Source organism: Diaphorobacter sp. ED-3 (assembly GCF_027625375.1).
GTDB classification, from domain to species: Bacteria; Pseudomonadota; Gammaproteobacteria; order Burkholderiales; family Burkholderiaceae_C; genus Diaphorobacter; species Diaphorobacter nitroreducens.
Map to the genome: position 1 here is coordinate 561618 of NZ_CP115182.1, position 13451 is coordinate 575068.

General features: G+C 68.1%; 12 protein-coding genes and 1 pseudogene. 5 read left to right on the forward strand and 8 right to left on the reverse strand.

Annotation, left to right across the window (positions count from 1 at the left end):
* Window positions 1-17: 17 nt before the first annotated feature.
* The 5 genes from thiL to apaG form a co-directional block, all read right to left on the reverse strand.
* On the reverse strand, window positions 18-992 hold the full coding sequence (gene thiL, locus PCQ86_RS02770) for a thiamine-phosphate kinase (protein ID WP_270174817.1): 975 nt from the start codon (window positions 990-992) through the stop codon (window positions 18-20).
* A 15-nt stretch (window positions 993-1007) separates the two neighbouring features.
* Window positions 1008-2132 carry a YbdK family carboxylate-amine ligase gene (locus PCQ86_RS02775; protein WP_012655413.1) on the reverse strand — a complete coding sequence of 375 codons (1125 nt, stop codon included), beginning with the start codon at window positions 2130-2132 and terminating at the stop codon, window positions 1008-1010.
* Window positions 2122-3387: a cation:proton antiporter gene (locus PCQ86_RS02780; protein ID WP_011803821.1), complete on the reverse strand. Its 1266-nt coding sequence runs from the start codon at window positions 3385-3387 to the stop codon at window positions 2122-2124. Before PCQ86_RS02780 ends, PCQ86_RS02775 begins: the two co-directional genes overlap by 11 nt.
* A gap of 181 nt (window positions 3388-3568) precedes the next feature.
* On the reverse strand, window positions 3569-5551 hold the full coding sequence (locus tag PCQ86_RS02785; protein ID WP_270174818.1) for a site-specific recombinase: 1983 nt from the start codon (window positions 5549-5551) through the stop codon (window positions 3569-3571).
* Window positions 5548-5955: a Co2+/Mg2+ efflux protein ApaG gene (gene apaG / locus PCQ86_RS02790; RefSeq protein WP_047349333.1), complete on the reverse strand. Its 408-nt coding sequence runs from the start codon at window positions 5953-5955 to the stop codon at window positions 5548-5550. The genes PCQ86_RS02785 and apaG overlap by 4 nt, the downstream gene beginning before the upstream one ends.
* Before the next feature lie 111 nt (window positions 5956-6066).
* Between apaG and rpe the strand changes: the two genes are divergently transcribed.
* Entirely contained in the window at window positions 6067-6747 is a 681-nt protein-coding gene (gene rpe, locus PCQ86_RS02795) for a ribulose-phosphate 3-epimerase (protein ID WP_270174819.1), read from the forward strand.
* Window positions 6748-6787: 40 nt separating this feature from the next.
* Here rpe and PCQ86_RS02800 read toward each other — a convergent pair whose 3' ends face one another.
* Complete coding sequence (locus tag PCQ86_RS02800) at window positions 6788-7153, reverse strand: hypothetical protein (protein WP_270174820.1); 366 nt, start codon at window positions 7151-7153, stop codon at window positions 6788-6790.
* A gap of 166 nt (window positions 7154-7319) precedes the next feature.
* Here PCQ86_RS02800 and gph point away from each other — a divergent pair, with 166 nt between their 5' ends.
* Window positions 7320-8045: a phosphoglycolate phosphatase gene (gene gph, locus PCQ86_RS02805; protein WP_088887799.1), complete on the forward strand. Its 726-nt coding sequence runs from the start codon at window positions 7320-7322 to the stop codon at window positions 8043-8045.
* A gap of 51 nt (window positions 8046-8096) precedes the next feature.
* Here the strand turns inward: gph and PCQ86_RS02810 are convergent.
* A pseudogene (locus PCQ86_RS02810) lies at window positions 8097-9867 on the reverse strand (methyl-accepting chemotaxis protein).
* 121 nt (window positions 9868-9988) lie between these two features.
* Window positions 9989-10591, reverse strand: coding sequence for a chalcone isomerase family protein (locus PCQ86_RS02815; RefSeq protein WP_270174821.1), 603 nt, complete (start codon window positions 10589-10591; stop codon window positions 9989-9991).
* A gap of 355 nt (window positions 10592-10946) precedes the next feature.
* Between PCQ86_RS02815 and trpE the strand changes: the two genes are divergently transcribed.
* Genes trpE through PCQ86_RS02830 form a run of 3 tightly spaced genes read left to right on the forward strand, consistent with a single transcriptional unit; the run spans window position 10947 to window position 13356 of the window.
* A complete protein-coding gene (trpE, locus tag PCQ86_RS02820) occupies window positions 10947-12446 on the forward strand; it encodes an anthranilate synthase component I (RefSeq protein ID WP_012655421.1) in 1500 nt (499 codons plus the stop codon).
* A complete protein-coding gene (locus tag PCQ86_RS02825) occupies window positions 12443-12787 on the forward strand; it encodes a chorismate mutase (RefSeq protein WP_270174822.1) in 345 nt (114 codons plus the stop codon). The genes trpE and PCQ86_RS02825 overlap by 4 nt, the downstream gene beginning before the upstream one ends.
* A complete protein-coding gene (locus PCQ86_RS02830) occupies window positions 12784-13356 on the forward strand; it encodes an aminodeoxychorismate/anthranilate synthase component II (RefSeq protein WP_270174823.1) in 573 nt (190 codons plus the stop codon). The genes PCQ86_RS02825 and PCQ86_RS02830 overlap by 4 nt, the downstream gene beginning before the upstream one ends.
* Window positions 13357-13451: the final 95 nt, after the last annotated feature.

Sequence of the window (13451 nt, forward strand, 5' to 3'; positions counted from 1 at the left end):
CCCGGTAGCGGGAGCGGTCAGGCGAAGTGGTCGAACGAGGCGAAGTGCTGCGCCACGGGCTGCCCCTGGCCGTCCACTACACGCAGGCCGGGCGCGGCCTCGACGCGGCCGATGCGCGTGGCGCGCGTACCGCTGGCCTGCGCGGCGGCCTGCACGGCGGCCTGCTGTGCGGGAGGGGCGGTGAAGACCAGTTCGTAGTCGTCGCCGCCGGCCAGCGCGCATTGCATCAGCGTTTGTGCGTCAAAATCGGCTGCAGCTCCCGCCTGTTGGGCGCTGGCAGCTAGTAAATTGGTAGCGACGGTGGCGTCCACGCAGGCGCCCACGCCCGAAGCCTTCAGGATGTGCCCCAGGTCGCCCAGCAGGCCATCGCTCACGTCGATGGCGCTGCTGGCCACGCCGCGCAGCGCCAGACCCAGCGCCACGCGCGGTGTGGGCTGCTCCAGCCGTGGGCGCAACTGCTGCAGGGCGGCGGGCGGCAGCGCCAGGCGGCCGCGCAGCGCATCCAGCGCCAGGCGCGCCTCGCCGGGCGTGCCGCTCACGTAGATGTCGTCGCCCACCCGCGCACCGCTGCGCAGCAGGGCCTGGCCCGTGGGCACTTCGCCGAACACGGTGACGCAGAGGTTCAGCGGCCCCTGCGTGGTGTCGCCACCGACCAGCTCGCACTGGTGCGCGTCGGCCAGCCGCAGCAGGCCGTCCGCAAACGCTTGCAACCAGGGCGCATCCACGCGCGGCAACGCCAGCGCCAGCGTGAAGGCCAGCGGCCTGGCGCCGCAGGCGGCCAGGTCCGACAGGTTCACCGCCAGCGCCTTGTGGCCCAGGTGCGCGGGGTCCACGTCGGCAAAGAAATGGCGGCCCTCGACCAGCATGTCGCTGGACACGGCCAGCTGCATGCCGGGCGTGACCGACAGCAGCGCGCAGTCGTCGCCCACGCCCAGCGTCGCACGGCGCACCGGGCGCGTGAAGTAGCGCGCAATCAGGTCGAACTCACCCATGGGCGGCTGCCGCGTTCAGATGTCGTGCCCGCGAAAGCGCAGCGCGGCCTGGCGGCTGACCTCGGCCAGCAACTGCTCTTCGCGCTGGCGCTCGCGCAGCCAGCGGGCGTCGTTCTGGCCCAGCGCGGTCTCACCGCGCAGCATGTGCAGCGCGCCCGATGCGCCATGCGTGCCGGCGTAGCGCGCCACGTGGTCCAGCGTCTGCAGGATGTGGTCGCGCAGCGGCATGTGGTCGCCGCTGGCGGGGTCCACGTACACCGCGTCCAGTCCGAAGCGGCAGGCCTGGAAGCGGTTGTAGGTGTAGACGAGGTAGTCGTCCTCGGTGGGGGTGAAGGGCTGCTCGGCCAGGAACCACGCGGCCAGCGACTGCACGTAGCCGGCCAGGGCCGCGGCGCGCTCGATGGTGAGCGGCGTGTCGAACACGCGGATCTCGATGGTGCCGTACTCGGGCTTGGGGCGGATGTCCCAGTAAAAGTCCTTCATGCTCTTGACCACGCCGGTGCGCGTCATTTTGTTGAAGTACTGCTCGAACTCGCTCCAGGTGAGTACGCAGGGCGCGCGGCCCGACAGCGGGAACGCGAACACCGAGTTGAGGCGCGCGGAGTCGAACTGCGTGTCCTGCGCCTGCACGTACGGGCTGGAGGCCGACAGCGCGATGAAGTGCGGGATGTAGCGGCTCATGCGGTGCAGCATGAGCAGGGCGGAGTCGGCGTCGGGGCAGCCGATGTGCACGTGCTGCCCGAAGATGGTGAACTGCTTGGACAGGTAGCCGTACAGCTGCGACAGCTCCTGAAAGCGCGGCTTGTCGTAGATGCGCCGCTCGTGCCATTGCTGGAAGGGGTGCGTGCCGCCGCCGACGACGGCGATGTTGAGCTTGTCCGCGCTCTTGACCAGCGCGTCGCGGATCTGCGTGAGTTGGCCCAGCACCTCGGAGCTGCTGTGGCACACGCCGGTGGAGATCTCGATCATGCTGTTGGTCATCTCGGGCACCACGCTGCCGGGCAGCGGCACCTTCTTCATGAGGCGCAGCATGTCTTCGGCGTAGGGCGCGAGGTCGTAGTCGTTGGTGCTCACGAGCTGCAGTTCCAGCTCGACGCCCAGCGTCAGGGGCTCGGAATGGTGGAAGGCTTCAAGACTCACGTTGGGTGTCTCCGGTGTTGCTGCCGCGGCTGCTCAGGGGCGCCCAGGGCTTGGAGCTTTCGCCCGCGCGGTAGATGGCCACGGTGGCGATCACTGCGCCCAGCACTTCCATCACCAGGATGGCCGGCAGGGCGATGCGCGCGATCAGGTGGCCCGTGGAGGCCGAGGCCACCACGAACTGCGAGGCCACCAGCAATGCGATGGCCGACATCGGCGCCATGGCGCAGCTCAGCCACAGGGCCTGGCGCCAGCTGGCGCCACTGCCCACGTTGCCCACGCCCACGCCCAGCGCCTTGGCCAGCAGGCGCACGAAGATCAGCGCCAGCACGGCGCCGACCACCGGGCCGCTCCAGTCGGCCTGCGCGGCGACGGTGGAGACGAGCACAAACATCAGCATCGTCAGCAGCGAAGAGGCGGTGCCCATCTGCCGCGGCCAGGCCCAGGGGCGCGGGTGCAGTTGCTTGAGCAGCATGCCGCCCAGCAGCGCGGCCAGCGGGGCCGAGCCGCCCATGTGCGCGGTGACGGCGGTGCTGGCGGCGATCAGGGCCATCAGCAGCATGGAGGTGTTCTCGCTCGTCGGGCTCATCACGCGCAACGCCAGGCGCAGGATGAGCGACAGCAGTGCACCCACGGCCACAGAAACGCCCAGCACCACCAGCGCGGGATACAGCGTGCCCACCAGGCCCACGCCGGGGCGGTTGATGAGCTCGGCCTGCGCGCTGCCCAGCGCCAGCGCATACAGGGACGACAGCGTTGCGAGCACCACGGCACGGTCGGTCACGGGGCCGGCGGCGCGCGTGTCGGACACCACGCGCGTCAGAACCGCCGGTGATGCCGCCATCGCGACCAGGGCCAGCGGGCCGGCGGCGCGCTCGGGTACGTCGAACCACAGCATCGTCCAGTACACCGCGAAATAGGTGAAGGCGGACTCCGCGATGCTCTGCACCAGCACCATGGGGTTATGGCGGAACCAGCGCAGCGGAATGCGACCGCCCGCCTCGAACAGCACCACGGCCACGCCCAGCTCCACCAGGAACAGGCCAATGCCCTGCAGCGGCCACACGGCGCCGCCAAAGCCCAGCAGGCCCACGATGGTGCCCACGAGCGTGTAACCCACGACCTTGGGCAGGCCGCTGTAGCGTTGCACCAGATAGCCCGTGATGGAGGCCACGGCCAGCAGCAGCGACCACTGCACCGTGGGCAACCCCGCCGATGGGCGCAGCCACTGCGCCCAAAAGCTCATCAGCTCATTCATTGTTGTAGATCCTCTGTCTCGTGCGGGCAGGCCCGCTGGATGCCGGGGCGCAGCCTGCGCCAAGGGCGCGCGCTGCAGCTGCGTGGAACGTGACTACGTTCCCAGGCTGTTAACTGAATGTATCTGCAGCGGTCGCGTTGCTTCTGTAGGACGGCGCGCAGCCTGCGGTGGGCGCACCTTATCAGACGGTGCGGCGCGGGGGCAGGAAAAAGCCCAGCGGCGCGCTGCGCCAGCGCGCCAGCAGCGCGCGGTAGATGCGCGCGCGGTCCACGCTGCCCACGTTGTGCGCACGCAATGCCAGGCGGAACGCCAGGTAGAAGCTGACGAGGACGTTGAGCGCACCGTTGAAGGGCACCATGGCCACGGCCCACCAGAAAGCCGGCTGGTGCAGCACGTCCATGCCCAATGTGGCGCTGGCCACGCCGATCTGCCCGGTGGACAGCGTAACGTGGCGCACATCCAGGCCCAGCCCGAAGAACGCGGCAAAGGCCGGCGTCAGCCCCAGCATGAAGCCGAGCGAAATGTTGGCCGCAAAGCCCGAGATGTTGCCCCGCAGGAAGCGCGCCCAGCGGGCGGCGCGTGCAGCACCCAGCATGTGCGTGATGCGCGGGTTGTACTGGATGGCCGAGTCCAGCCGGCGCAATACGAACCAGTTCTCCACCCAGCCCGCGAAAATGCTGGACGCGAACAGCAGCACGCCGGTGAAGGCCGCGAACAGCAGCGAGGGGCCCAGCAGGTGCAGCGACTGCAGCACGTGTTCCGCCTGGGCCGTGCCGATGGCCGGCTGCCCGAGCATCTGCGCGATGAGCAGCGCCAGGGCCAGCGCCCCGGGGAACACCAACAGCACGTTGCCCAGCACGGCGGCCACCTGCGAGCGCACGAGATGCGCGACCTCGTCCACGAAGGATTCCAGCCCCTGCGCCTCGTCCAGGTCCTTGAGCTTGGCGGCCATGGCGGGTGCCGTCATGGCGGGCTGCTTGGTGGCCACCGTGAAGTGCAGCAGCTGGATCAGCACGAAGCTGACGGCGTAGTTCACGCCCGCCATGAAGCCGCCCCAGAACGCGGACAGCGCCAGCGCGTACAGCCCGAACTTGGCCAGCGTGGTGAAGGCCATCACCAGCCCGCCACCCGCCGCCTTGCGCACCATGGCCAGGTATTCGCCCGCCGTGCGGGTGATGTAGTGCTCGCCCGTCTCGGCGCTGCGCTCGGCGACCTTGGCCGCCAGCATGGACGAGTTGGACGCCACCAGCGCACGCAGGCTGCGCCGCTCGCGCCCCACGGTCACCAGGCGCGCAAGGAACTTGGCCGCCGCCACGGCGGGGCGGGGCGACAGCAGGCATTCCAGCAGCTCGCGCACGCGCAGGATGCGCTCGCGCAGCTGGCGCAGGCGAAACACCAGGCCCACGGAGATGCCGTTGTCCTCGAAGTGCGCATACACCGTGTTGGTGGCGGCGCGGCAGGCGTCCAGGCGCTCGCGCAGGCGCTGCACGGCTTCCTGCAGGCGGTCGCCGGTGCGCAGCGGGTGCTCCACCTCCACGCGCAGGCTCTCCACATCGCGGATCAGCGCATGAAAGGGCTGGGCCTCGCGCGCCTCCTCGCTCATGCGCAGACGCAGCTCGGGCGCAAAGCCGGTGGACAGGATCTGCCCGGCGCAGTAGGTGATGGCGTCCAGCAGCGCGCGCTGCCAATGGCTGGCGCCGCCCTGCTCGCTGGCGGGCACCAGCACGGCCAGCAGGCGGCCCAGCAGGGTTTCGTCCAGCGACGCGAGCCAGCGCGCGTCGAAATCGCCAGGCAGCGCCAGCATGAACAACTCCGACGCATCCAGCGTTTCGGGGCTGGAGGGCAGCAGTTTGTAGCGCACGCGCTCGGCCAGCTCGCTGGCCATGGAGGTGCGCTGGGCAAAGCCGAAGTCCGCCAGCAGCGTGGTGATGTCCACCTGCTGCGTGAGCGCTGCCCACCAGGCCTGCAGCCGCACCTGGATGTCGGGCGAGCGTTCCGCCGCGTCGACCAGCAGGGCCACGCGGCCTGCGGCGCCCTCCGTGGACTGGCCGTCGCCGCGCACCCAATCCAGCACGGCGATGAGTTGCAGGTGCCGCTGTGCCAGCGGTGCGGTCGGGTCGATACCGGCGAGCAGCTGCGCCAGGTCAGGGCCGCTGCGGCTCAATGCAGCACCCTTGCCGCCATGGGCTGGCCCGGTTGGCCGGGCGAGAAGGCCTCCAGCACGAACAGCTCGATCGGACAGGTGAACGGCTCACCATCCTCGGCCACGCAGAAATAGCTGCCGTGCATGCTGCCGCTGGCGGTGCGCAGGCGGCAGCCGCTGGTGTACTGAAATGCCTCGCCGGGCTTGAGCAGCGGTTGTTGGCCCACCACGCCCAGGCCCTTGACCTGCTCGGTGTGGCCATTGGCATCGGAGATGATCCAGTGGCGTGAAATCAGCTGCGCGGTCACGTCGCCCGTGTTGGTGATCGTGATGGTGTAGGCAAAGCTGTATACGCCTTCGTCGGGCGCGGACTGGTCGGGAAGGTACTGCGGTTGCACCTCCACCTGGAACTGGTATTTCGGCATCGTGCAATGGTAGCGGCGATGGTGAGTCCCGTGCCGCACAAGGACCCGCTCCGGCTGTGCCCGGCATGCGACCGTCGCGCTGCAGCGGCGTCAACTGCGACAATCGCGGCCATGAGCCGCACCTACCGCATCGCCCCTTCTATCCTGTCCGCCGACTTTGCCCGCCTGGGCGAAGAAGTGCGCAACGTCATCGCCGCCGGCGCCGACTGGATCCACTTTGACGTGATGGACAACCACTATGTGCCCAACCTCACCTTCGGCCCGATGGTGTGCCAGGCCCTCAAGCCCCATGCCGTGACGCCCGCAGGGCATGCCGTACCGATCGACGTGCACTTGATGGTGCAGCCCGTGGACGAACTGGCCACGGCGTTTGCCAAGGCGGGGGCGGACCTCATCAGCTTCCACCCCGATGCCTCGGCGCACGTGCACCGCAGCATTCAGAACATCCGCGCGCAGGGCTGCAAGGCGGGCCTGACCTTCAACCCCGCCATGCCGCTTGACGTGCTGGACTGGGTGATCGAGGACATCGACCTGATCCTGTTGATGAGCGTGAACCCCGGCTTTGGCGGACAGAGCTTCATCGACAGCACGCTGCGCAAGGTCGAAGCGGCCCGCAAGCGCATCGAGGCCTCGGGCAAGGACATCCGCCTGGAGGTGGACGGTGGCATCAAGGCCGACAACATCCGCCGGGTGGCGGATGCGGGCGCAGACACGTTCGTTGCAGGCAGCGCCATCTTCGGCAAGAGCGACTACAAGGCGGTGATCGACGCCATGCGCGCCGAACTGGCGTGAGGCGCCGCCGCGCGGCTTGATCGCAATCCGCTGAAAAAGCCTATTGCACCGGCGTGGTGGCTTCGCGCAGCACGCCACCGCCTTCCACCGAGCCCGACACCGTGGCGCTGCTGCGCACGCGCGCCTCGCAATCGGACCGGTCCTGTGGAGTCTTGAAGGCCTCGCAGCGGGCCAGCGCGTTGCGCTCATAGATGCTGGTGTCGCTGCTGGACAGCTGGCCCGTGCGCGCGGCCTGGGCGGCCGCCCCTGCCTCGCGTACGCAGGCGGCGCGGCTTTCCGCGGGCACGGACGCGCAGGCGGCACGGTCGCTGCTGTACTGGCTGCGCACTTCGTTGGCAGCCTGCGCCGCGCCGGCGCACAGCAACAATGCGGCGGGAAGCAGGGCGGTGAATCGATGCAATGGCATGGGATGACCTCCTGAAGGGCGATGGTTTTGACGGTTCCAACAATGGCTGTCCAGCGTAGGGCGCCACCCGGAAGGCGTCTGTCCGCGTGCGGCGCCGTGGTGTGTCGGACGGGTCGGACAGCGCATACACTGCCCGCGCTCAATGCATGACTGACAAGGACAAGGGATGGAACGGGTGCAACAAGACCTCGCCGCGCTGCTCGCGCGCACCGACGCCGCGATCGTGGACCTCGACGGCACTATGGTGGATACGTTGGGCGATTTTGCCGAGGCGCTCAATCGCATGCTGCGCGACCTGCAGCTGCCCGCCATCGCGCCGGGGGCGATCGAGCGCATGGTCGGCAAGGGGTCGGAGCATCTCCTGCGTTCAGTGCTAAAACACGTTCTAGCGCCCGACCAGCAAGCGCTGACAGCTATGCAATTGGAAGCAAAGGCCGAGGCCTTGTATCCCCAGGCGTGGGAGCGCTACCAGCACCATTACCTGGCCATCAACGGCCAGTATGCGGCGCTGTACGCCGGCGTGGCCGAAGGGCTTGCGGCGCTGCACCGCACCGGTCGGCCGCTGGTGTGCCTGACCAACAAGCCCACCGACTTCGCCCGGCCTCTGCTGCGCGCCAAAGGGCTGGACGGCTTCTTCACCCACGTGTTCGGCGGCGATGCGTTCGCGCGCAAGAAGCCCGACCCGCTGCCACTGCTCAAGGCCTGCGAGGCGGTGGGAACCTCGCCCGCGCGCACGCTGATGATCGGCGACTCCAGCAACGATGCCCAGGCCGCGCGTGCGGCGGGCTGCCCCGTGGTGCTGGTGACGTACGGCTACAACCACGGCCAGCCCGTGCGCGGCGTGGACGCGGACGGCTACGTGGATGCGCTCACCGAGCTGATCGCTAGCTGAATTCCTCCGGCCGCATGCGCGCCATGGGCGCCGCGCGGGGCGCCCGGGTCCTCAGAAGCTCTCCCATTCGTCGTTGTCGGCAGCCGTGCGGGCCGCCTGCGCGGGTTGAGGACGCGCTGCAGCCGGACGTGCCAAGGCGGCGGTCGGCGCCCGGGCGGACGCCGGCGGCGTGGCGGGCCGGGCAGGGGCGGCGGGTGTCGCGGAGGTGGCGGGTACGGGAGCCGGCACGGCCGCGGCATGCACGGGCGCCATGCGTGGCAGGGCGGAGGCGTTCTGCGCCAGCTTGAACACGGCGACGGCCTCGACGAGCTCGCGGGCCTGGCCGCTGAGGCTGCTGGCGGCGGCGGCCATCTCCTCGACCAGCGCGGCGTTCTGCTGCGTGGCCTGGTCCATCTGGGTGATGGCCTCGCCCACCTGGGCCACGCCCGCGCTTTGTTCGCTGCTGGCGGCGCTGATCTCTCCCATGATGTCGGTCACGCGGCGAATGGCGGTGACCACCTCGGTCATGGTGGCACCGGCCTTGTCCACCAGCTGCGAGCCCTGCTCCACGCGCTCCACGCTGGCGGTGATGAGCTGCTTGATCTCCTTGGCGGCCTCGGCCGAGCGCTGCGCCAGCGCGCGCACCTCACCGGCCACCACGGCAAACCCGCGGCCTTGCTCGCCGGCACGCGCGGCCTCCACGGCGGCATTCAGCGCCAGGATGTTGGTCTGGAAGGCGATGCCATCGATCACCCCGATGATGTCGGCGATCTTGCGGCTGGACTCATTGATGCCGCGCATGGTGTCCACCACCTCGGAGACCACCTCGCCGCCCTGCACGGCGACGGTGCTGGCATTCATGGCGAGTTGGTTGGCCTGGCGGGCGTTGTCGGCGTTCTGGCGCACGGTGGCGCCCAACTGCTCCATGGAGGCGGCCGTTTCTTCCAGGGCGCTGGCCTGGCTCTCGGTGCGGCCGGACAGGTCGTGGTTGCCCTGCGAGATCTCCGCGCTGGCCGACGCGACGCTCTCCGCATTGGCGCGCACGCCGGCCACTACGCGAGCGAGGTTGCCCTGCATGTGGCCCAGTGCCTTCAGCAGCGCCGCGGCTTCGTCGCGGCCGTGGGCTTGGATGGACTGGGTGAGGTCGCCTTCGGCGATCAAGCCTGCGCCGCGCACGGCCAACTGCAGGGGCCCGGTCACGGATCGGCTCAACAAGATGGCGGCGCCCGCGCCCACCAGCAGCGCCACTGCGGTCACGACCATCAGGATGGCGCGACTGAGCGTGGCCTGCTTGGCAGCGTTGTCGCGGGTGCTTTCGTAGAGCGCGCGCTGGCGCTGTTCCATGGCAACGATGGACTGTAGGTAAGCGTCGGCCAGCGGCTTGAGTTGACTGTCGAGCAACTCACCCACACTCTCGCCGGCAGCCTTGCGCTTGAGCAATTCAGCCCGCGGGCCGCGATAGGCTTCGCGCGTCTTCGCGCGTCTTCGCGATGTCGGCGAGCAAGCGGCGTCCTTCGTCGGTGGTCACCAGCCGCTCCACCACCTCCTGCGCCTTGGATGCTTCTTCGGAGGTCTTGGCAATCTCGCTTTGCCAGCTCGAGAGATGGGAGGTGTCCGCATCCAGGATGGCGGCGCGCGTGCGCACCCAGTTCAGGTCAATCGCCTGCCGCCATGTGCTGGCGGCGCGCAGCCGTTCGTTGTCCGTGCTGGTGAGCTGGTGGGTGACGCTTGCCAATTCCTGCAAACGCCATATGCCTACCGCCGCGATGACCACGGTGATGAGCAGAACCAAGCCGAAGGACAAGGCCAGGCGCGTGCCGACCTTGAGGTTGCTGAGATGCATAGAGGCCCCTTGCTGCGCAATTGCAATAAAGTGTATCGCCAAGGTGAGATGGCTGAAAACGCCATCAAAGGGGCAATGGCATGCTTTCTCTGCGCATCGTCACTGCGTGGGCCGACGGGCTTTATTCCTTGCCCAGCAGGGCGTCCTTGAGCTTCCAGTCGGCGGGCTGGCTGCCGAGCCAGATGCCCAGCAATGCGTTGAAGAATTCGGGCTCCTTGAACGGTTCGCCCTGCGGGACGCCCTTCACCGTCACCTGCGTGCCCGTGCCGGGCAGCCAGTCCACGACGAACTGTTCGCCCGCCATGAGTTTCTTGTGCTCCGAAAAGATCTGGCTCATGCGCAGCACGCCCGGAATCAGCTTGGAAAAGGCGGCCTTGTCCATGTTGTCTTCCATACCGCGCGAGAACAGCTTGCCGAGTTCCGTGGAGTCGATGTCGCGCAGCATGGTCACGCTGATGCGCTTGGGGCCGCGCAGCGCGTAGACCTCGGCAGGCGTGGACGCCTTCTTCTCCAGGTACAGGCCTGCGGCATACACCTTGAACACGGCCTTGTAGCGCACACCGGCGCCATTGAGTTGCAGCTTGCTGCCGCCCAGGTCGAGGGTGGGCTCGAACTTGACGCCGGCTGCGGTCGTCGGCTCCGTCGATGCGGGAGCCGGAAGCGCCAGGCACAGGAGAAGGGCCAGAGCACCCCACTGCAGGGTGCGACGACGGGTGAAGGGCATTGCGCAACTCCAAAAAAGAACGATCGTTCGTTTCTAAATGTTGCGCCATCGAGGGGTGGTCGGCAATAGGGTTTTCGCGTGGATGCGGTGCAGCATCCACCGCGCAGGTGACAAAGTGCTTTGCTACACTGCGGGTCCATGTTCATTCACCACACGTTCATCACAGGTTGCAGCGACCGGGGAGCCTGGCCCTGGCGCAAGCCTGCGTCGTTGAACCCCTGACTGCACCTGGGCGCCTCCCCAGCGTGCGCCCGTGGCCCCACACGTGCTGTCCTGCACGGGGCCGACTCCTCTGAATGATCCTGCGGCGCACTGGCCAGCCAGCGACCGCGCCGCACGAGCTGGGAATCTTCTTGTGATCACTGAACTGGAATTCAAAAGCCTGGCCAGCGAAGGCTACAACCGCATCCCGCTGATGGCGGAAGCCTTTGCGGACCTGGAAACCCCTCTCTCCCTGTACCTCAAGCTGGCCCATGGCAAGGGCGACGGCAAGCACAGCTTTCTGCTGGAGTCGGTCGTCGGCGGCGAGCGCTTCGGGCGCTACAGCTTCATCGGCCTGCCTGCGCGCACCTTGCTGCGGTCCAGCGGCTTCGGCGATGCGGCGCGCACCGAGGTGGTGACCGACGGCCAAGTGGTGGAGACGCACCCGGGCAACCCGCTGGACTTCATTGCCGCCTACCAAAAGCGCTTCAAGGTGGCGCTGCGCCCGGGGCTGCCGCGCTTTTGTGGCGGGCTGGCGGGCTACTTCGGCTACGACGCGGTGCGCTATATCGAGAAGAAGCTAGAGGCCACCTGCCCGCCCGACACCCTGGGCTGCCCCGACATCCTGCTGCTGCAGTGCGAGGAGCTGGCGGTCATCGACAACCTCTCGGGCAAGCTGTATCTCATCGTCTACGCCGACCCGGCCCAGCCTGAGGCCTATGCCAAGGGCAAGAAGCGCCTGCGGGAGCTGAAGGACCAGCTCAAGTATTCCGTGAGCGCGCCCGTGGTGCGGCCCACCGAGAGCCACACCGCACAGCGCAGCTTTGCCAAGGCCGACTACTTGGCGGCCGTGGAGCGCGCCAAGGAACTCATCGCCGCGGGCGACTTCATGCAGGTGCAAGTGGGCCAGCGCATCCACAAGCGCTACACCGAATCGCCGCTGTCGCTGTACCGCGCGCTGCGCTCGCTGAACCCGTCGCCGTACATGTACTACTACAACTTCGGCGATTTCCAGGTGGTGGGCTCCAGCCCCGAGATCCTGGTGCGCCAGGAGAGCACGCCTGAGGGGCAGAAGGTCACCATACGCCCGCTGGCCGGCACGCGCCCGCGCGGCGCCACGCCAGAGGCCGACAAGGCCACCGAAGTGGAGCTGGTGAACGACCCCAAGGAACGCGCCGAGCACGTGATGCTGATCGACCTGGCGCGCAACGACATCGGCCGCATCGCCAAGACCGGCACCGTGAAGGTGACCGAGGCCTTCGCGGTCGAGCGCTACAGCCACGTGATGCACATCGTGAGCAACGTGGAGGGCATCCTCAACGACGGCATGACCAGCATGGACGTGCTCAAGGCCACCTTCCCGGCCGGCACGCTCACCGGCGCGCCCAAGGTGCACGCCATGGAACTGATCGACCAGCTGGAGCCCAGCAAGCGGGGCCTCTACGGCGGCGCCTGCGGCTACCTGAGCTATGCGGGCGACATGGATGTGGCCATCGCCATCCGCACCGGCATCGTCAAGGACGGCACGCTCTACGTGCAGGCGGCGGCCGGCGTGGTGGCCGACTCGGTGCCCGAGCTCGAATGGAAGGAAACGGAACACAAGGCGCGCGCCCTGCTGCGTGCGGCCGAACTGGTGGAGGAGGGGCTGGAATGACCACCCGTGCAATCGACAAGACCCAGCCCTGCGCCAGCATGGCCGAGGTGCGCGCGCGCATCGACGCGCTGGACGACATTTTGGTGCCGCTGCTCGTGGAGCGCGGCGGCTACATGACCCAGGCTGCCCTCAACAAGCCGCGGGAAGACCAGGTGCGCGACGAAGCGCGCATCGAGGCCATCGTGCAGCGCGTGCGCGCGCGTGCGGCGGCCGAGGGCGGCGAGCCCGACGTGATCGAGGCCATCTACCGCAGCATGATGGAGGCCTACATCGCCTACGAACACAGTGAATTCGCGCGCCTGTGCGCAGAGGGCCGCAAGGGCCAGGAGGTGACGCCATGACGCGCGTGCTGATGGTCGACAACTACGACAGCTTCACCTACAACATCGTGCAGTACTTCGGCGAACTGGGCGCCGAAGTCGAGGTGTTTCGCAACGACGAGATCACGCTGGAGGGCATTGCCGCGCGTGCGCCCGACCGGCTGGTGATCTCGCCCGGGCCATGCTCGCCGGCCGAGGCGGGTATCTCGGTGGCGGCGATCCAGCACTTCGCCGGCAAGCTCCCCATCTTGGGCGTGTGCCTGGGCCACCAGAGCATTGGCGCGGCCTTCGGCGGCAAGATCATCCGGGCGCAGCAACTCATGCATGGCAAGACCAGCGTCATCACCACCACGCAGACGGGCGTGTTCGCCGGCCTGCCCAAGCAGTTCACGGTGAACCGCTACCACTCGCTGTCCATCGAGCGCGCGAGCTGCCCCGAAGTGCTGGAGGTGACGGCCTGGACGGACGACGGCGAGATCATGGGAATCCGCCACCGCGAGCTGGCCATCGAGGGCGTGCAGTTCCACCCCGAGAGCATCCTCACCGAGCACGGCCACGCGATGCTCAGGAACTTCCTGGATCAAAAATAATAGCTGCCAGCGCTTGCCTGTAAACGATTTCAATGCGGAAAACGCTTGAATGGCTTATGTAGCAAGCGCAAGCAGCTATCAAAATAGAGGTACTT

What these genes read in the sequence shown, in the direction of transcription:
- thiL (WP_270174817.1), bottom strand. Translation starts at nt 992, where the DNA reads ATGGGTGAGTTCGACCTGATTGCGCGCTACTTCACGCGCCCGGTGCGC.
- PCQ86_RS02780 (WP_011803821.1), bottom strand. Translation starts at nt 3,387, where the DNA reads ATGAATGAGCTGATGAGCTTTTGGGCGCAGTGGCTGCGCCCATCGGCG.
- apaG (WP_047349333.1), bottom strand. Translation starts at nt 5,955, where the DNA reads ATGCCGAAATACCAGTTCCAGGTGGAGGTGCAACCGCAGTACCTTCCC.
- rpe (WP_270174819.1), top strand. Translation starts at nt 6,067, where the DNA reads ATGAGCCGCACCTACCGCATCGCCCCTTCTATCCTGTCCGCCGACTTT.
- PCQ86_RS02800 (WP_270174820.1), bottom strand. Translation starts at nt 7,153, where the DNA reads ATGCCATTGCATCGATTCACCGCCCTGCTTCCCGCCGCATTGTTGCTG.
- gph (WP_088887799.1), top strand. Translation starts at nt 7,320, where the DNA reads ATGGAACGGGTGCAACAAGACCTCGCCGCGCTGCTCGCGCGCACCGAC.
- PCQ86_RS02815 (WP_270174821.1), bottom strand. Translation starts at nt 10,591, where the DNA reads ATGCCCTTCACCCGTCGTCGCACCCTGCAGTGGGGTGCTCTGGCCCTT.
- PCQ86_RS02825 (WP_270174822.1), top strand. Translation starts at nt 12,443, where the DNA reads ATGACCACCCGTGCAATCGACAAGACCCAGCCCTGCGCCAGCATGGCC.
- PCQ86_RS02830 (WP_270174823.1), top strand. Translation starts at nt 12,784, where the DNA reads ATGACGCGCGTGCTGATGGTCGACAACTACGACAGCTTCACCTACAAC.